At 42.2% G+C, this 18,522-nt stretch carries 15 protein-coding genes; 14 read left to right on the top strand and 1 reads right to left on the bottom strand.

Annotated features, from left to right (window positions below):
* Window positions 1–100 precede the first annotated feature (100 nt).
* The 6 genes from ddcA to yihA all read left to right on the top strand — a co-directional run bounded on the left by ddcA (window position 101) and on the right by yihA (window position 9,019).
* Window positions 101–1,108 carry a DNA damage checkpoint antagonist DdcA gene (gene ddcA, locus C5695_RS13650; protein ID WP_117731191.1) on the top strand — a complete coding sequence of 336 codons (1,008 nt, stop codon included), beginning with the start codon at window positions 101–103 and terminating at the stop codon, window positions 1,106–1,108.
* A gap of 240 nt (window positions 1,109–1,348) precedes the next feature.
* Window positions 1,349–2,623, top strand: a complete 1,275-nt coding sequence (gene tig / locus C5695_RS13645) for a trigger factor (protein WP_117731190.1) — start codon at window positions 1,349–1,351, stop codon at window positions 2,621–2,623.
* A gap of 251 nt (window positions 2,624–2,874) precedes the next feature.
* Window positions 2,875–4,140 (top strand): ATP-dependent protease ATP-binding subunit ClpX, encoded by a 1,266-nt coding sequence (gene clpX / locus C5695_RS13640; RefSeq protein ID WP_117731189.1) that lies wholly within the window; start codon window positions 2,875–2,877, stop codon window positions 4,138–4,140.
* 137 nt (window positions 4,141–4,277) lie between these two features.
* Window positions 4,278–5,939, top strand: coding sequence for an ATP-dependent protease LonB (gene lonB, locus C5695_RS13635; protein ID WP_117731188.1), 1,662 nt, complete (start codon window positions 4,278–4,280; stop codon window positions 5,937–5,939).
* 171 nt (window positions 5,940–6,110) lie between these two features.
* Complete coding sequence (gene lon, locus C5695_RS13630; RefSeq protein ID WP_117731187.1) at window positions 6,111–8,435, top strand: endopeptidase La; 2,325 nt, start codon at window positions 6,111–6,113, stop codon at window positions 8,433–8,435.
* Window positions 8,432–9,019 carry a ribosome biogenesis GTP-binding protein YihA/YsxC gene (yihA, locus tag C5695_RS13625; RefSeq protein WP_117731186.1) on the top strand — a complete coding sequence of 196 codons (588 nt, stop codon included), beginning with the start codon at window positions 8,432–8,434 and terminating at the stop codon, window positions 9,017–9,019. The genes lon and yihA overlap by 4 nt, the downstream gene beginning before the upstream one ends.
* Window positions 9,020–9,062: 43 nt before the next feature.
* Here the strand turns inward: yihA and C5695_RS13620 are convergent, their stop codons facing one another.
* The gene (locus C5695_RS13620; RefSeq protein WP_117731185.1) at window positions 9,063–9,548 is read right to left on the bottom strand and encodes a hypothetical protein; all 486 of its coding nucleotides are present in this window, start codon (window positions 9,546–9,548) and stop codon (window positions 9,063–9,065) included.
* 242 nt (window positions 9,549–9,790) lie between these two features.
* Here C5695_RS13620 and hemA point away from each other — a divergent pair, with 242 nt between their 5' ends.
* The 8 genes from hemA to ysxE all read left to right on the top strand — a co-directional run bounded on the left by hemA (window position 9,791) and on the right by ysxE (window position 18,511).
* Window positions 9,791–11,158: a glutamyl-tRNA reductase gene (hemA, locus tag C5695_RS13615; RefSeq protein ID WP_117731184.1), complete on the top strand. Its 1,368-nt coding sequence runs from the start codon at window positions 9,791–9,793 to the stop codon at window positions 11,156–11,158.
* Window positions 11,159–11,165: 7 nt separating this feature from the next.
* Window positions 11,166–11,996 carry a cytochrome c biogenesis protein gene (locus C5695_RS13610; RefSeq protein WP_117731183.1) on the top strand — a complete coding sequence of 277 codons (831 nt, stop codon included), beginning with the start codon at window positions 11,166–11,168 and terminating at the stop codon, window positions 11,994–11,996.
* A gap of 41 nt (window positions 11,997–12,037) precedes the next feature.
* Window positions 12,038–12,973, top strand: coding sequence for a hydroxymethylbilane synthase (hemC, locus tag C5695_RS13605; RefSeq protein ID WP_117731182.1), 936 nt, complete (start codon window positions 12,038–12,040; stop codon window positions 12,971–12,973).
* Window positions 12,970–13,761: a uroporphyrinogen-III synthase gene (locus tag C5695_RS13600; protein ID WP_117731181.1), complete on the top strand. Its 792-nt coding sequence runs from the start codon at window positions 12,970–12,972 to the stop codon at window positions 13,759–13,761. Before hemC ends, C5695_RS13600 begins: the two co-directional genes overlap by 4 nt.
* A complete protein-coding gene (gene hemB, locus C5695_RS13595) occupies window positions 13,758–14,729 on the top strand; it encodes a porphobilinogen synthase (protein WP_117731180.1) in 972 nt (323 codons plus the stop codon). The genes C5695_RS13600 and hemB overlap by 4 nt, the downstream gene beginning before the upstream one ends.
* Before the next feature lie 27 nt (window positions 14,730–14,756).
* Window positions 14,757–16,049 carry a glutamate-1-semialdehyde 2,1-aminomutase gene (gene hemL / locus C5695_RS13590; RefSeq protein WP_117731179.1) on the top strand — a complete coding sequence of 431 codons (1,293 nt, stop codon included), beginning with the start codon at window positions 14,757–14,759 and terminating at the stop codon, window positions 16,047–16,049.
* 133 nt (window positions 16,050–16,182) lie between these two features.
* Window positions 16,183–17,442: a LysM peptidoglycan-binding domain-containing protein gene (locus C5695_RS13585; protein ID WP_117731178.1), complete on the top strand. Its 1,260-nt coding sequence runs from the start codon at window positions 16,183–16,185 to the stop codon at window positions 17,440–17,442.
* A 37-nt stretch (window positions 17,443–17,479) separates the two neighbouring features.
* Window positions 17,480–18,511 carry a spore coat protein YsxE gene (gene ysxE / locus C5695_RS13580; protein ID WP_117731177.1) on the top strand — a complete coding sequence of 344 codons (1,032 nt, stop codon included), beginning with the start codon at window positions 17,480–17,482 and terminating at the stop codon, window positions 18,509–18,511.
* Window positions 18,512–18,522 lie beyond the last annotated feature (11 nt).

Genomic DNA, 18,522 nt, shown 5'->3' with positions numbered 1-18,522 from the left:
TGTGATGGCTTCTTTTTTGCATGAAAACCTCTCGTTACTTGTATTTACTAACCTTCGTTGGTAAACTGATAAAAAATATGCGCCCGAAAGGAACGTAAGCATGAAACATGACAAGAAGAAAGATAATGTCATTTTGTTTCCTGGTCTGAAAGAAAGACTGATTGAAAAAGGAATGGCGGCATTAAAAGATAAACAGTATCAAGAGGCGCTTCACCTGTTTTCCGAAGCAAAATCTTATGATGACGATGAAGAATCGGATATTCACCTCGGTATGGCGATTTGTTTTCTGGAGCTGGGTGAGCTGCAGGATGCAAAGCGTGTGTGTGAAAAGATGCTGAATGAGGGCTATGGACACTACTTCACCGTGCTTCAAGTGTATATGACGATCTTAATTCAGCTGAAAGAATATGAAGAAGTGAAGCAGACAATTGAAGCCGTGCTTGAGGAAAACCACCTCCCAGCAGAAAGCGCGGAGCATTTTTACAAGCTACTCGAATTTAGTAGGAAGATGATCGAATCACCTGAACAGATTGTAGATGAAGATGAGGAAGACGGCGGCGAAATCAATATAGATGATATGCTCGAGCGGCCAGAAGAGCAGGTGCAGTTCATCCATTCGCTGAAAGACCGAAACATCACGCCGCATATGGGGCTATTAAATACGATCCTACAAAAGCCTGATGGAAACCCTTTGGTCAAATCATTGATCCTGCAGCTTCTGTCAGATCATGATGTGGCAAAACCGGTTCATGTGACGAAGTTCGGTGATTCTTTAACCCTTATTCCTTCGGAGGCTGTCAAGCCTGAGCAGATGCCGCTTCTACAGCAAGTTCTGCGTATGCTTGATGACACGCTCGGCAATGAGAATCCAACCTTGTATCAAGGTGTGGAAGAGTTATGGCGCCGGCACTTATTTGTGCTTTACCCATTTCTTCCTAAATACACAGATCCGAATCTTTGGGCAGCGGCACTTCACAAAGTCGGCTATGAAATGCATGGAATCGAGATTGACCTCGAAGAATTGCATCTATTGTATGAATTTAATGAACGAGAGCTGAAAGAAACTTGCACAATGCTGAGAGATATTGAAGAAATTTCTTATTTGTAATTTGTCGATTTAGTTGAAAGACGGACTTGTTATGTTATAATATAATGGTTGTATTTGTGCATATATCGTGCAGTTGTAAGATTCCAACGGTTGAAAGACGATATGTATAATCAAGTCAAATGTTGTATACATAATACCGCATCTTTAGCGGAGTGCGTGGTTTTTGATTGGACGAAGTCTTTATGATGCTTTAGAATGTAACAACGCACAATCTGAATAGATTTTTGGAGGGAAACACACATGTCAGTAAAATGGGAAAAACAAGAAGGTAACGAAGGCGTCTTAACTGTAGAAGTTGATGCTGAAACATTTAACAAAGCACTTGATGATGCGTTTAAGAAAGTTGTCAAGCAAGTATCGATCCCTGGATTCCGTAAAGGGAAAGTACCACGTGGTCTTTTCGAACAGCGTTTTGGTGTAGAATCTCTTTATCAAGATGCATTAGATATTCTTCTTCCAGTTGAATATCCAAAAGCAATCGACGAAGCTGGTATCGAGCCAGTTGACCGCCCTGAAATCGATGTTGAGAAAATCGAAAAAGGCGAAAGCTTAATCTTCACTGCAAAAGTAACAGTGAAGCCTGAAGTGAAACTTGGTGACTACAAAGGTCTTAACGTAGAAAAAGACGACGCTACTGTCACTGATGAAGATGTACAAGAAGAGTTAAAAGGCATGCAAAACCGTCAAGCTGAGCTTGTTGTAAAAGAAGAAGGCGCAATCGAAAACGGCGATACAGTTGTTCTTGATTTCGAAGGATTCGTTGATGGAGAAGCATTCGAAGGCGGAAAAGCTGAGAACTACTCTCTTGAAGTAGGTTCTGGTTCATTCATCCCTGGTTTCGAAGAGCAATTAGTTGGTCTTGAAGCTGGCGCTGAAAAAGACGTGGAAGTGACATTCCCAGAAGAATACCATGCTGAAGATCTTGCGGGTAAACCAGCTGTATTCAAAGTGAAAATTCACGAAATCAAAGCAAAAGAACTTCCAGCACTTGACGATGAGTTTGCGAAAGATGCTGATGAAGAAGTAGAAACTCTTGCTGAACTAACTGAAAAAACAAAGAAACGTCTTGAAGAAGCGAAAGAAAATGAAGCAGAAGGTAAGCTTCGTGAAGAGCTAGTGGAGAAAGCTTCTGAAAATGCGGAAGTTGACATCCCACAAGCGATGGTTGACACAGAGTTAGACCGCATGATGAAAGAATTCGAACAACGCCTTCAAATGCAAGGAATGAACCTTGAGCTTTACTTCCAATTCTCAGGACAAGATGAAAACGCGCTGAAAGAGCAAATGAAAGAAGATGCTGCTAAACGTGTGAAATCTAACCTAACGCTTGAAGCAATTGCTGCTGCAGAAGACTTGCAAGTGTCTGATGAAGAAGTAGAAGAAGAACTTTCAAAAATGGCTGAAGCATACAACATGCCAATTGAAAATATTAAACAAGCGATCGGATCTACTGACGCAATGAAAGAAGATCTAAAAGTTCGCAAAGCAATTGATTTTCTTGTAGAAAACCGTTAATATGGTGCATAATAATAAAACAGGGCGCGAGTGACTCGTGCCTTGTTTTGTACAATTTTTGACTTATCATCGCTTCTTTTGGAAACGATAGTGTAAGTCGCAACTTTCTGTCATACATATCTCAATGTGCAGTGTTAGAAACACATCATTACCGTCTTTTAGGAAAGTATGGTAAAATGCATACATACTGGACCCAGAAAGGTAGCTGACTGTTAGCTACAGGCAAGTGAAGAAGAATAAGGGGTGAAAGAATGTTTAAATTCAACGAGGAAAAAGGACAATTAAAATGCTCGTTTTGCGGAAAAACGCAAGATCAAGTGCGTAAACTGGTCGCAGGACCTGGCGTATATATATGTGATGAATGTATCGAGCTTTGCACGGAAATAGTTGAAGAAGAGCTCGGCACAGAGGAAGAAGTTGAATTCAAGGATGTTCCGAAGCCTCATGAAATTCGGGAGATTCTTGATGAATATGTCATCGGACAAGATAATGCGAAGAAATCCTTAGCTGTAGCGGTGTATAACCACTACAAACGGATCAATTCAAACAGCAAGATTGATGATGTTGAGCTTTCGAAAAGTAATATCTCTATGATTGGACCGACAGGAAGCGGTAAAACATTACTTGCTCAAACGCTTGCTCGTATTTTAAATGTTCCATTTGCGATCGCAGATGCAACATCATTAACTGAAGCAGGTTATGTTGGTGAAGATGTAGAAAATATTTTACTAAAGTTGATCCAGGCAGCCGATTATGATGTAGAAAAAGCGGAAAAAGGCATTATCTACATCGATGAAATCGATAAAGTAGCAAGAAAATCAGAAAACCCTTCTATCACTCGTGATGTATCTGGGGAAGGTGTTCAGCAAGCACTCTTGAAAATTCTTGAAGGAACTGTTGCTAGTGTACCGCCTCAAGGTGGACGTAAGCATCCTCATCAAGAATTTATTCAAATCGATACAACAAATATCCTCTTTATTTGTGGTGGGGCCTTTGACGGTATTGAGCAAATCATCAAACGCCGTCTAGGTCAAAAAGTCATTGGATTCGGTGCGGAAAATAAAGTCGAAGATCTTGAAAAAGAAGTCCTTCTATCAAAAGTACTTCCAGAAGACTTACTTCGCTTCGGTTTAATCCCTGAATTCATCGGTCGTCTACCGGTTATTGCAAGCTTAGAGCCGTTAGATGAAAAAGCACTTGTAGAGATCTTGACGAAGCCTAAAAATGCGCTCGTTAAGCAATATACAAAAATGCTTGAGCTTGATGATGTAGAGCTTGAGTTTGAAGAAGATGCTCTTAGCGAAATTGCGAAAAAAGCAATTGAGCGTAAAACAGGAGCTCGTGGTCTTCGTTCCATCATTGAAGGCATCATGCTTGATGTGATGTTTGACCTTCCATCACGTGATGACATTGAAAAATGTGTGATCACTGGTGAAACGGTTGCTGATGGCGAGTCACCGCGCCTTGTGTTAAAGGACGGCACAGTCATCAATAAAGATACGAAAACATCTGCATAAGAGAAGTGAGGACTCCTGAATCTTTTTGATTCAGGAGTTTTTTATTTATCGTGGAAGTTGTGTTTATTCCGTCCAGCTCTAGGAAATACTAGCAGACAGAAACCAATACATACGATAGATGAAGGAGGGAGCACCGATTGAGCTGGACAGGAATCGTATTATTCATACAGCTGTTCTTTGGTATCGTCATCGGGCTGTACTTTTGGAATTTACTGCGAAATCAGCGCACACAAAAGGTGACGATAGACAAAGAATCAAAGAAAGAAATGGAAGCACTCAGAAAGATGCGGTCAATCAAACTGAGTGAACCTTTATCAGAGAGAGTCCGGCCAAAGGGATTCCAAGATATTGTAGGGCAGGAAGACGGCATACGTGCACTAAAAGCGGCACTATGCGGACCTAACCCTCAGCATGTGATCGTCTACGGACCACCCGGAGTTGGTAAAACCGCCGCTGCCCGTCTTGTCATGGAAGAAGCGAAGCGTCACGCCGACTCACCATTTAAGAAAGATGCCGTCTTTGTAGAGCTTGATGCCACAACCGCAAGATTTGATGAACGAGGCATCGCAGACCCATTGATAGGTTCCGTGCATGACCCGATTTACCAAGGGGCGGGAGCGATGGGGCAGGCGGGCATTCCGCAGCCAAAACAAGGAGCTGTCACGCATGCTCATGGCGGGGTTTTGTTTATCGATGAAATTGGCGAACTGCATCCAATCCAAATGAACAAAATGCTGAAAGTACTCGAAGATCGAAAGGTGTTTTTAGACAGTGCTTACTACAGTGAAGAAAACACACAAATTCCGAATCACATTCATGATATTTTCCAAAATGGACTTCCAGCCGATTTTCGATTGATTGGTGCGACGACAAGAACACCTGATGAAATCCCACCAGCGATCCGCTCAAGGTGTCTAGAAATTTTCTTTAAAGACCTTGATCAGCATGAACTGAAAATTGTCGCTGCGAAGGCTGTCCAAAAGATTCAAAAGGAATTAAGTGATGAAGGGCTGGACCTTTTAACCACCTATGTGAAAAATGGACGTGAAGCGGTTAATATGGTGCAGATTGCTGCTGGTATGGCGGTCACGGAAAACCGAAAAGACATCACGATCGCAGATGTTGAATGGGTCATTCATTCAAGCCAGCTCACACCAAGATATGAACAAAAAGTACCAGAAAAGCCAAAAGTGGGGGTTGTCAATGGTCTAGCCGTTTATGGACCAAACAGCGGTGCCTTACTTGAGATTGAAGTGAATATCTGCAAGGCGCTTGAAAAAGGCAGTATCAACATTACAGGTATTGCAGAAGAAGAAAGCATTGGCAATCAGTCGAAATCCATTCGACGAAAAAGTATGGCCAAAGGGTCAGTTGAAAATGTATTAACAGTGCTTCGAAATTTAGGTATTCGGACAAATGAATATGACATCCATATTAATTTTCCAGGCGGTGCCCCTATTGATGGGCCGTCTGCTGGAATTGCCATGGCGACCGCGATCTTCTCAGCTATCCATCAAATCCCTATCGATCATCTGACAGCGATGACGGGTGAAATCGGATTACAGGGTCAGGTGAAGCCGATTGGTGGTGTGATACCGAAGATTAAGGCAGCAAAACAAGCGGGTGCTTCAACCGTCATTATTCCTTATGACAACCAGCAGTCGATCTTACAAGAGATAGAAGGGATTACCATTGTGCCTGTGAAGCACTTCCAAGAGGTGCTGGATCAGTGTTTGGTCAACCCGCCAGACGAGAAGAAAGATGGACTAGAAGACGAAATGAAAAGAAAATCTGTTTAATCCCCATCACATATGGGGATTTTTTAGTGAAATAGATCTTTTTTTCTTTTTCAAGATAAAAAGAAAGGGTATACTACGGTAAGATCAACATTTCTCAAGTCTTTTACATTGTACAAGACTGAAACAGGTATATTATAATGATTCATACTAGTGACGGAGGTGTCAATCAACATGGCAGATGAAATCAAAAAGAATGTTCCGCTCCTTCCATTGCGAGGCTTGCTTGTTTATCCAACAATGGTCTTGCATTTGGACGTTGGACGCGAGAAGTCTGTTCAAGCATTAGAACAGGCGATGATGAACGATCATATGATTTTTCTAGCAACACAGCGGGAAATTTCAATAGATGAACCAGGTGAAGAGGAAATTTTCAAAGTCGGCACCTACACAAAAATTAAACAAATGCTGAAGCTGCCAAACGGAACGATTCGTGTACTCGTTGAAGGCTTAAATCGAGCGCAAATCGAATCATACGTCGAGCTGGAGGACTATACGTCCGTCGACATTAAAGAATTGGCAGAAGAAGAATTAAAGGACGCAGAAGCAGAAGCACTCATGCGCACATTGTTAGATCACTTTGATCAATACATAAAAATTTCAAAAAAAATCTCAGCTGAAACATATGCAACAGTAACGGATATTGAGGAACCGGGGAGAATGGCAGATATCGTCGCTTCTCACCTGCCGCTCAAATTAAAGGACAAACAAGAAGTTCTTGAAACTGTAAATGTGAAAAAACGACTGAACCGAGTCATCAGCTTAATTCATAATGAAAAAGAAGTGCTGGAGATTGAAAAGAAAATCGGGCAGCGCGTGAAACGTTCAATGGAACGTACGCAAAAAGAATATTATTTACGTGAACAAATGAAAGCCATCCAAAAAGAATTGGGAGATAAAGAAGGAAAAACAGGCGAAGTCAGCTCTTTAATGTCTAAAATCGAAGAGTCCAGCATGCCGGATTCAGTTCGTGAAACGGCGCTCAAAGAATTGAATCGTTATGAAAAAATTCCTTCAAGCTCTGCTGAGAGCTCTGTCATTCGAAATTATATTGATTGGCTGATCAATCTTCCTTGGGGCATCTATACAGAAGATCGTCTAGATTTAAAGCTTGCAAGTGAAATTTTAGACGATGAGCATCACGGACTGGAAAAGGTCAAAGAACGTGTGCTTGAATATCTCGCTGTACAGAAGCTGACCAATTCATTAAAAGGACCGATTCTTTGCTTAGCAGGACCTCCTGGAGTAGGGAAAACGTCACTTGCTAAATCCATTGCCAAATCACTTGATCGCAAGTTCATCCGAATCTCTCTTGGCGGTGTTCGTGATGAATCTGAGATTCGCGGGCATAGAAGAACGTATGTAGGTGCGATGCCAGGCCGTATCATTCGAGGGATGAGCAAAGCAGGAACAATGAATCCTGTGTTCCTTTTAGATGAGATCGATAAGATGTCCTCAGATTTTAGAGGTGATCCATCCTCTGCAATGCTTGAAGTGTTAGATCCAGAGCAGAATCATAACTTTAGCGATCATTATATTGAAGAGACATTTGATTTATCTCAAGTGTTATTTATTGCCACTGCCAACAATTTAGCAACCATTCCAGGTCCACTTCGTGATAGAATGGAGATTATCACGATTGCAGGGTATACAGAGGTTGAAAAAGCAGAAATTGTGAAAGATCACCTTCTGCCGAAGCAGCTGAAGGAGCACGGATTAAAGAAAGGGAACTTGCAGCTTCGTGAAGCAGCGATTTATGATATGATTCGCTATTTCACTAGAGAAGCAGGTGTTCGCGGATTAGAGCGTCAGCTTGCGGCCATTTGCCGAAAAGCGGCAAGAGCGATTGTGTCTGAAGACCGCAAACGCATCACAGTGACGGAAAAGAACTTATCTGAATTCCTCGGAAAAAGACTTTACCGTTATGGACAGGCTGAAACGACAAACCAAGTGGGAGTTGTCACAGGACTTGCGTATACTACAGTTGGTGGAGACACCTTGTCGATCGAGGTATCACTCTCACCGGGTAAAGGCAAGCTTTTGTTAACAGGTAAGCTTGGAGATGTCATGAGAGAATCAGCACAGGCGGCGTTCAGTTATATTCGTTCAAAAGCAGATGAACTGAACATTGATCCTAATTTTAATGAAAAGCATGATATTCATATCCATGTTCCAGAGGGTGCGGTTCCAAAGGACGGGCCATCAGCTGGTATCACCATTGCGACGGCTCTTGTATCAGCACTCACAGGACGACCTGTGTCAAAAGAGGTTGGTATGACAGGAGAGATTACGCTAAGAGGAAGAGTGCTTCCAATCGGCGGACTAAAAGAAAAAGCATTAGGCGCACATCGTGCAGGGTTGAAAACGATTATTCTTCCAAAGGACAATGAGAAGGATATTGATGATATTCCTGAAAGTGTGAGAGAAGGACTAACCTTTATTCCGGTCTCACATTTAGATGAAGTGCTTGAGAAAGCGTTGGTAGGAGAGGGAAGATGAAAGTAACAAAATCAGATATCGTCATTAGTGCGGTCAAACCAGAGCAGTACCCAAGTGTGGGACTGCCTGAAATCGCCCTTGCTGGACGATCAAATGTAGGAAAATCCTCGTTCATCAACTCATTGATTAATCGTAAAAATTTAGCACGTACGTCTTCTAAACCAGGTAAGACTCAAACGCTTAATTTCTACATTATTAATGATATGCTCCATTTTGTGGACGTTCCAGGCTATGGCTTTGCCAAAGTATCAAAGACAGAGCGTGAAGCCTGGGGTAGAATGATCGAAACGTATATTACAATGCGTGAAGAATTAAAAGCAGTCGTTCAAATTGTGGACCTGCGTCATAAGCCATCAGTAGATGATGTGAACATGTATGAATTCCTTAAATATTACGGAGTTCCCGTGATTGTCATCGCAACAAAGGCGGATAAAATTCCGAAAGGCAAATGGGAAAAACATGCGAAAGTCGTCAAACAGACGCTTGACATTGACCCATCAGATGAATTGATCTTATTCTCTTCTGAAACAAAAAAGGGAAAAGACGAAGCCTGGAATGCCATCCTTGCGAAAATTAATCACTAAAAAAAGGCATCTGTCATGGGCAGATGCCTTTTTATTGTATAAATTATTTCCTTTTTAAAAATAATAAGAGGAGACTGACAGCAATCAGTACATAAGGCCAGTACAATTCAAAACCAGAAGTAGGGATCGAAAGGGAACTTAGCTGTTTTGTAATTTGCTGAAAGAAATAAAGGAACAAACCGAGTGCAATCAAAACAATACTTTCAATGCGATATTCTTTTTTCTGAGATGATTTCACAAAAAGCGCAAGTCCAACGATGAATACGATCATCGTAAAAGTATCTGGCCAGTGGTCTAATTTTGGCTGAAGAATAAAGTGTAGCGAAAGGCCCGTCATAAGCATACCGATAAACACATGAGCGCTTTCTTGCTCCTTCTTTCCTTGATATAAGAAAGCAAGGCCAAAAAGCAGTACAAGTGTATACCATTTCTCTTGATCCTTCCAAATGTCAAATTGACCTCCTGAGAGAATGGCATATAGCGCTACAGCCAGTAAAGTGAGCGGCAGCAAAATGGATTTCTTCTTCAAAGATGTCACCTTCTTTTAAGCAGATCATTTGTCCGCACGCGCCAAATCTGGTAAATTGCTTGAAGTGATGATATGGCATAATCGATGTCGAACATTTTTCTACTATATCACAACATTTTTGAAATCTGTTCACAATTTTTATCCAGTTAAAAATGAATATATGTTATAATCATTATAAATAATAAATTCTATATTGTAATTATTATAAATTAGACAGGGCGTTGGGGGTGCAAGCTGAAGTTATGCATATTCTTGTTGTGGGTTTAGATTATAAAACAGCCCCTGTTGAGATACGGGAACAGCTGAGCTTTGAACCGAGCGAGCTCGGAACAGCGATGTCCAAGCTTAAAGAAGAAAAAAGCATTCTAGAGAATATCGTCATCTCAACATGTAATCGAACAGAGATCTACGCAGTGGTAGATCAACTTCATACTGGACGGTTTTATATAAAAAGATTTTTAGCCGATTGGTTCGGTTTAGAAAAGGAAGATGTCTCTCCGTATTTGAAGTTCTATGAAAATGATGGAGCGGTTGAGCATTTATTTCGTGTGGCCTGTGGACTTGATTCCATGGTAATTGGCGAAACACAAATACTTGGTCAAGTGCGCTCTAGCTTTAAAGTAGCTCAAGAGGAGAAGACCATTGGTACCGTTTTCAATTATTTATTCAAACAGGCGGTTACCGTTGCAAAACGCTCTCATGCGGAAACAGATATTGCGTCTAATGCCGTGTCTGTCAGCTATGCAGCTGTCGAGCTTGCTAAAAAAATCTTTGGGCGGCTTTCTGATAAGCATGTCCTGATTCTTGGTGCGGGTAAAATGGGTGAACTGGCGGCTCAAAACTTACAGGGTCAAGGAATTGGCCAAGTAACGGTCATCAATCGAACGTATGAGAAAGCAAAAGAATTGGCTGGCCGTTTTTCAGGAGAGCCTAAAAGCTTAAACCAATTGGAAAAAACGTTATCCGAAGCGGACATAGTAATTAGCTCCACTGGTGCTAAGCAATTTGTCATTACAAAAGAAATGGTCGAAAATGCGAATAAAAAGCGGAAGGGCAGACCTCTATTTATGGTGGATATTGCTGTGCCCCGTGATTTAGATCCAGCCATTTCTGCAGTAGAAGGTGCTTTTTTGTATGACATTGATGACCTTGAGGGCATCGTGGCAGCTAACTTACAAGAGCGCCGCGCCGTGGCTGAGCAGGTTGAGCTTCTCATTGAAGCAGAAATTGTGGAATTTAAGCAATGGCTGAATACGCTTGGAGTCGTTCCTATCATTTCTGCCCTTAGAGAAAAGGCACTGACAATTCAATCGGATACGATGCAGAGCATTGAACGAAAGCTTCCAAACCTCACACATCGTGAAATGAAGCTGTTAAATAAACATACGAAAAGTATCATCAATCAAATGCTGAAAGATCCTATCTTAAAGGCAAAAGAAATTGCTGCGGAGCCGAATGCAGAGGAAAAACTTTTACTCTTTAAAGAAATCTTTGATTTACAGGTTGAAGATGAAGAGCAAAAGGTGGAGTCTGTACAAGTAGAGCAAGGGTCATTTCAGCTCTTCAAACCAAATATGGCACAAGGCTTTGCTACAGTTGCCAGTGAGTGATTAAGCGATGATGGAATTCATTGTAGCGAGACTCAATGAAGCGACGATCTTGATCTATGCACTAAGTGTCTTGTTCTATTTCATAGATTTTCTTCAACACAACCGGAAGGCTGGAAAAATAGCTTTCTGGTTGCTTTCTATTGTCTGGCTGCTGCAAACAGTCTACATGTTCTATATTATGATGGAAACAGACCGATTCCCTGTGTTGAATGTAGCAGAGGGGTTATATTTTTATACGTGGGTGCTTGTGACACTATCTCTTGTGCTTACAAAAGTATTGCGTGTTGAATTTATCGTCTTTTTTACAAATGTCATCGGTTTTTCCATGATGGCCATTCACACCTTTACACCATCCGATCTCCACTCAGCAGAACTAACGGGGAAACTGACGAGTGAATTGCTAGTGATTCATATTACGATGGCGATTTTATCATACGGTGCCTTTTCACTTTCATTTGCTTTCTCTCTTCTCTATCTCTTTCAATATCGTTTGCTGAAAAAGAAAAAATGGGGAAAATGGCTTCTGAGAATTGAAGATTTATCAAAGCTTGATCATATGGCATACGTTTTAAACATTATTGGCGTGCCAATGCTTTTGCTTAGTTTAATTCTTGGCATCATTTGGGCATATATTTCGTATGATACGTTGTACTGGACAGATGCAAAGGTACTGGGTTCGTTTATTATGCTGTTTTTATATGGCTTTTACTTATATATCAGATTGGTGAGAAATATGCAGGGCAAAATTGTGGCACTATGGAATGTCGCTTCATTTCTTGTGCTGATGATCAATTATTTTTTGCTTGGGAGCTTATCAACCTTTCATTGGTTTCAATAAATAATGATGAGTTTTAAGGGCATTGTTGGGAGGAAGACGTATTGCGTACAATTAAAGTAGGTTCTAGACGAAGTAAGCTTGCAATTACACAAACAAAATGGGTCATTCAAAAGCTGTCTGAACTCAACCCTTCTTATTCTTTTGAAATAAAAGAGATTGTGACAAAGGGTGATCAAATTTTAGATGTGACCTTATCAAAGGTTGGCGGAAAAGGACTGTTTGTCAAAGAAATTGAGCAGGCGATGCTGAATCATGACATCGATATGGCCGTGCACAGCATGAAGGATATGCCGGCCGCTCTTCCTGAAGGTTTGGTCATTGGTTGTATTCCCGAGCGTGAAGATGTGAGAGATGCTCTTATTTCGAAGGATCATCTGCGTCTCGAGGAACTGCCAGAGGGTGCGATTGTAGGCACGAGCAGCTTGCGGCGCAGTGCCCAGCTTCTTCAGGAAAGACCAGATCTTGAGATTAAATGGATCCGTGGAAATATTGATACGAGACTCGAAAAGCTGAAGAATGAAGAATATGATGCAATTATTCTAGCGGCTGCCGGTTTGTCTAGAATGGGCTGGAGTAAAGAAGTCGTGTCGCAATTCTTATCTCCTGAAACTTGCCTTCCCGCCGTTGGCCAAGGTGCTTTGTCGATTGAGTGCCGCGGGGATGATAAAGAGCTATTGGAGCTTCTTGCTCAATTTACGAATGAATATACGAAGAAAACGGTTCTCGCAGAACGAGCCTTTCTTAAACAAATGGATGGCAGCTGTCAGGTGCCAATCGCTGGCTATGCAACGATGAATGAGCATGATGAAATTGAACTGACGGGTCTTGTCGCATCTGCAGACGGACACACGATTATTCGAGAAACCGTCACAGGCACTGACCCTGAAGCAATTGGAACAATATGTGCGAAACAGATGGCTGATAAGGGAGCAAAGGATTTGATCGACAAGGTGAAAAAGGATCTGTCCTCCCAATGACGATAGGCAAATCGCTTCACGGACAGACGGTGCTTGTCACTCGAAATGAACGTCAAGCGGGTGTGTTTCAGCAAAAGATTGAAGCGCTGAACGGCCATGCTGTTTTAACCTCCCTTATTAGGTTTGAGCCTACACTCACAAAGGAAAAAGCGCAGGCCTTTTTAAAGGATTTAGAAAGTAGCCACTGGCTTGTTTTCACGAGTGTGAATGGTGCATCTTTTTTTCTGAGCTATATAGAAGATCACCATTTACATATTCACTTTTCCCATTTGAAAGTCGCAGCTGTAGGTGAGAAAACCTCTGCCTATCTCGAGCAGCACGGCTTGAAGGTGGATGTGGTACCAGAACGTTTTATAGCGGAAGAGCTTGCAGATGCGTTACTTGACCATGTACGTCCGGGTGAGCGTATCTTTGTAGCAAAAGGACACCTGTCACGGGATGTCGTGAAGAAAACCTTCGTTCCGCTTGGCATAGAAGTGAAAGAATGGATTTTATATGAAACTGTCAAGGATGAAGAAGGAATTGCCGCTCTCAAATCGGCAATGACGAAGCAATCATTTGATTATATTACATTTACAAGCTCATCCACTGTCCATTCATTTATGCAGGCCATGGAGGCAGATGCAGCGAAGCTAGCTGCGTCTAACACCTGTTTTGTGACAATCGGTCCTCTGACAAAAGAGGCACTGCTTCACTACGGGATTTCTTCTGAAACCCCAGATACTTATACGGTAGACGGAATGCTTGACTTGATGTGCCGTTTATCTGAAAGGAAGTTGAATCAATGATGAAATTTAACAGACACCGCAGACTGCGGACAAGCGCAGGAATGAGAGAATTAATCAGAGAAACTTTTTTAAGACCATCTGATTTCATTTATCCGATCTTTTTTGTTGAGGGAGAAAATGTCCGTAAAGAAGTCCCTTCTATGCCGGGTGTTTACCACATTTCAGTAGATCTGATAAAAGAAGAAGTCCAAGAGCTTGTCGACCTTGGCATCAAATCAATCATTGTATTTGGTGTTCCAGATCATAAAGACCATGTGGGTAGCGAGGCGTATCACGATCATGGCATTGTTCAAAGAGCGACGCTTGAGATCAAAAAGCACTTCCCAGAACTTGTGGTCATTGCAGACACTTGCTTGTGCCAATATACTGACCACGGACACTGCGGAATCGTTGAAGATGGTGAAATTTTAAATGATGAATCTCTTCAGCTTTTAGCGAAAACAGCTGTTAGCCAAGCGCGTGCTGGTGCAGATATCATTGCGCCTTCCAATATGATGGATGGGTTTGTTATTGCCATTCGTGAGGCGCTTGATGAAGCAGGCTTTGTTCATGTGCCTGTCATGTCATATGCTGTGAAATATGCAAGTGCTTTTTACGGTCCGTTTCGTGATGCGGCGCATAGCACACCGCAGTTTGGAGATCGTAAAACATACCAAATGGACCCTGCAAACCGTTTAGAGGCATTGAGAGAAGCGCAATCTGACGTAGAAGAGGGAGCTGACTTTCTCATTGTCAAACCATCCCTTTCTTATTTAGATATTATGCGTGATGTCAAAAATGAATTTACACTCCCTGTTGTTGCTTACAATGTGAGCGGAGAATATGCAATGGTCAAAGCAGCTGCTCAAAATGGCTGGATTTCTGAAAAAGAGCTTGTTCTCGAAATGCTAACAAGCATGAAACGTGCAGGAGCAGAACTGATCATTACGTATCATGCAAAAGATGCAGCAAAATGGCTCTCGGAATAAAGAACGGATAGACAGGAGGAAGTTGAAATGGGACGTAGCTATGAAAAGTCAAAACAAGCATTTGAAGAGGCGCAGCATTTAATGCCTGGTGGTGTCAACAGTCCTGTGCGTGCATTTAAATCAGTCAACACTGACCCGATTTTTATGGAACGAGGCAAAGGCGCCAAAATATATGATATTGATGGAAATGAATACATCGATTATGTCTTATCATGGGGACCGCTTATTTTAGGGCATACAAATGACCGTGTGGTTGAAAGTATCCAGCGAGTGGCAGAACAAGGGACAAGCTTTGGTGCTTCCACGTTAGTTGAAAATGAATTGGCTAAGCTTGTATCAGAGAGGGTTCCTTCCATTGAAGTCATTCGTATGGTCAGCTCTGGTACAGAGGCGACTATGAGTGCACTACGTCTAGCACGCGGTTTTACAGGCAGAAATAAAATTGTGAAATTTGAAGGCTGCTATCATGGCCACGGTGATTCTTTGCTCATTAAAGCGGGTTCAGGTGTTGCAACGTTAGGGCTTCCAGATAGCCCAGGTGTACCTGAAGGGACTGCAAGCAACACGATCACAGTACCGTACAATGATTTAGAAAGCATTCAAGTCGCTTTTCAGGAATTTGGTGACGATATTGCAGGTGTCATTGTCGAACCGGTTGCAGGAAATATGGGGGTTGTTCCTCCGCAGGAAGGTTTCTTACAAGGGCTGAGAGACATCACGGAGCAATACGGAGCTTTACTCATATTTGATGAGGTCATGACAGGGTTCCGTGTAGATTATCACTGCGCGCAAGGTTATTTTGGTATCACACCTGACCTGACTTGCCTCGGTAAAGTCATCGGAGGCGGTCTACCGGTCGGCGCTTATGGCGGAAGAGCGGATATTATGAGGCAAATTGCGCCAAGCGGTCCAATTTATCAAGCAGGAACGTTATCTGGTAACCCACTTGCGATGACAGCAGGCTTAGAAACCTTAAAACAACTGACACCTGAATCTTATGAAGAGTTTAGACGAAAAGGGGACCGGCTGGAAGAAGGTATTTCAAAAGCGGCGAAAGCACACGGGATTCCATTAACGTTTAACCGTGCAGGATCGATGATTGGGTTCTTCTTTACAAATGAAGAGGTGGTCAATTATGACAAAGCCAAAACGGCTGATCTTGCTTTATTTGCTGAATTTTACAAGGAAATGGCCGATCACGGTATCTTCCTTCCACCTTCACAATTTGAAGGACTGTTCCTCTCAACAGCTCATACTGATGAAGACATTGAATATACGATTGAGACAGTGGAAAAAGTATTTCAAAAGCTACGTCGATAAACGAAAGCCGATATGGGGACATATCGGCTTTTTTGTGTGACTGAAAACCAATCATATTTTCACTGCCACTCACATACACCTGTATTGACATCTAATTTTATTTTGAAGGATTAGATGAAAGGAGGACACCGACTTGTCTCAAAACAATCGATTACAGTTTTCGGTAGAAGAATCCATCTATTTCAAAAGCGGACAGGAAGTCAGTGAGCTGCTGTCCATTTCTCTCGATCCTGACATCCTCGTTCAAGAAGTGAATGATTATGTTTCGATTAGAGGTTCACTCGAGCTAACAGGAGAATACAACATAAATCAAGAGGAGCTATTGGGTGAATTGAGTTCCTATGCATCATACAGAGAAGCTGATGAGGTGAAGGTAAGAGAGGACGGAACGGCGGAGCTTCTGCATCAATTCCCAGTCGATATCACCATCCCTAAGAACAAAATCAGTCATTTAAATGATGTGTTTGTGTTTATTGATGCATTTGATTACCAGCTGACAGAAAATCGTTTACTCACCATCCAGGCTGATCTGGCGATTGAGGGTCTATTAGACGAGGAAACCCCTCAAATGACTGTTGAGGCACCGTATGAATTTGTCCATCGCCCTGAAGAGGAATATGGCGACGTGACCTACGATTATCAGCTGCAGACAGAGCATGAGGTACAGGAAGAGCTGGAAGGCGATGAACGTGAGATCTATGAGGAACAGGCTATATTACAGCATGACACACGCGCAGATCAAGAAGAGCAGGAAGAAGAAATGGAGATAGAGCTAGTGAGCAGGGATGAAGAGGAAGCGACAGAAGAACTAGAGGAATCGGAGAATGAAGAAGAAGTGGCACTTGGTTATCGCTCCTTACCAGAAGCTCAGGTACAAGAGCCTCCATTTTTTGAACCGCCTAAGCTTTTAGATGAAGAGGAACGGGATGATACGTTCTTTGAGGTGGAAGTGAGAAAAGATCCGGAAGCAGTCGAAGAGCAAGAGGAAACAATTCAGTCGTATCCAGTCTTTGAGTCACCCGCTTATCACGTAGAAGAGGAAGAAGAGCGAGAGGCGCAGGATGACACGTACCAGCTCGGACGATTATATGAACGGGAAGCACCAAAAGTATATGAGTCAGCTCAAGAAGAAGAGCCTGATGATGACGAGAGAGAAACGTCTGGCAGTGAGAACTCTCTTTATTTAACAAAGCTGTTTGCTAAGCAGGAGGAGGAAGATTTTTCTCGCATGAAAATATGTATAGTTCAGCAAGAAGATACGGTCGATCGTATTTGTGAGCGATATCAGTTGAATGTGCAGCAGCTTCTTCGAACGAACTCATTATCGGTTGATGCGGAGCTTGAAGAAGGGCAGATTCTTTATATTCCTGAATATCAAAAAAGCAATGCATAACAAGCGATGACCGACCGAGAAAATGTGGTGAGTGAACGTGGATGAGATCCAATCTGTCCTATACGAATACGGGCTTGAGGCTGAATACATTGAACCTGTCAGCCCTGCTGTTGTTAAAGTATATACAAAGCAGGGCGTATTTGCCCTAAAGCAAGTAAAAGCGAATCGACATATGCAGTTTACAGAGCAAATGCTTGAACTGGAATCAAAAGGCTATCGCTCTTTTGTGCCAATTTATCGGACGAAGGACGGTTCCTTCTTCTCAAGTCATCGGGAAAGCCAGTATGCATACTATCTTATGCCGTGGCTGACGAATGAAAAGAGAGAAGAGCAGGACGATAAACATGAATATTTATTTCAAGAGATTGCAAGACTTCATAAGCGAACTGAAGTGATGATGGATATCACGGAGCAAGAGATAGAAGCGCACTATACACAAATCAAGACCAAATGGGAAACAGAGAAAGACATGTATGAACGATTCATAGAGCGGGCAGAGCAAACGTGGTATATGTCACCATTTGAGCTGGCTGCTGCGATGTATTTTTCAGAAGCGATGTCTGCTAGCGAATTTGCGCTTGAACGATTAGAAGATTGGCATGAAGAAATGAAAGATCAAGAGACAACACGTGTTGTGTTAAATCATGGACAGTTGTCGATTCATCACTTTCTGTATAATGATGTGGGCACAGGACATTTCACCAATTTTGAGCGGTCTAAAAAAGCTGCCCCCATTTATGATCTTCTGACCTTTTACTTTCGGACATTCAAAACCTATCCCACGTCTTGTCCTGAATGTACTTCCTTGTTTTATACGTATCAAAAAGGAAATCCTCTTCGGGAGGAAGAGCTGCATTTGTTTCTTAGTTATCTTGCTTATCCGCAAGGTCTGTTTGATATAGTAAAAGCATATGAAGCAGGTGGACAGGATGAGATGGAAAGCTGTCAGCAGCTGTTAAGAGCGTATTGGCAGATGAAAAATTCAGAGCCGACCGTCATGAAGATTCACGAGATTGAGCAGGCTAGACGACTTGAAGAAGAACAAAGTGCCTCGTCATCAGCGGAATGACGAGGTTATTT

This window comes from Bacillus pumilus, from assembly GCF_003431975.1.
Lineage (GTDB): Bacteria > Bacillota > Bacilli > Bacillales > Bacillaceae > Bacillus > Bacillus pumilus_N.
The sequence above is the reverse complement of the archived record's forward strand: the minus strand, read 5'-3'. Positions and strand labels throughout refer to the sequence as shown.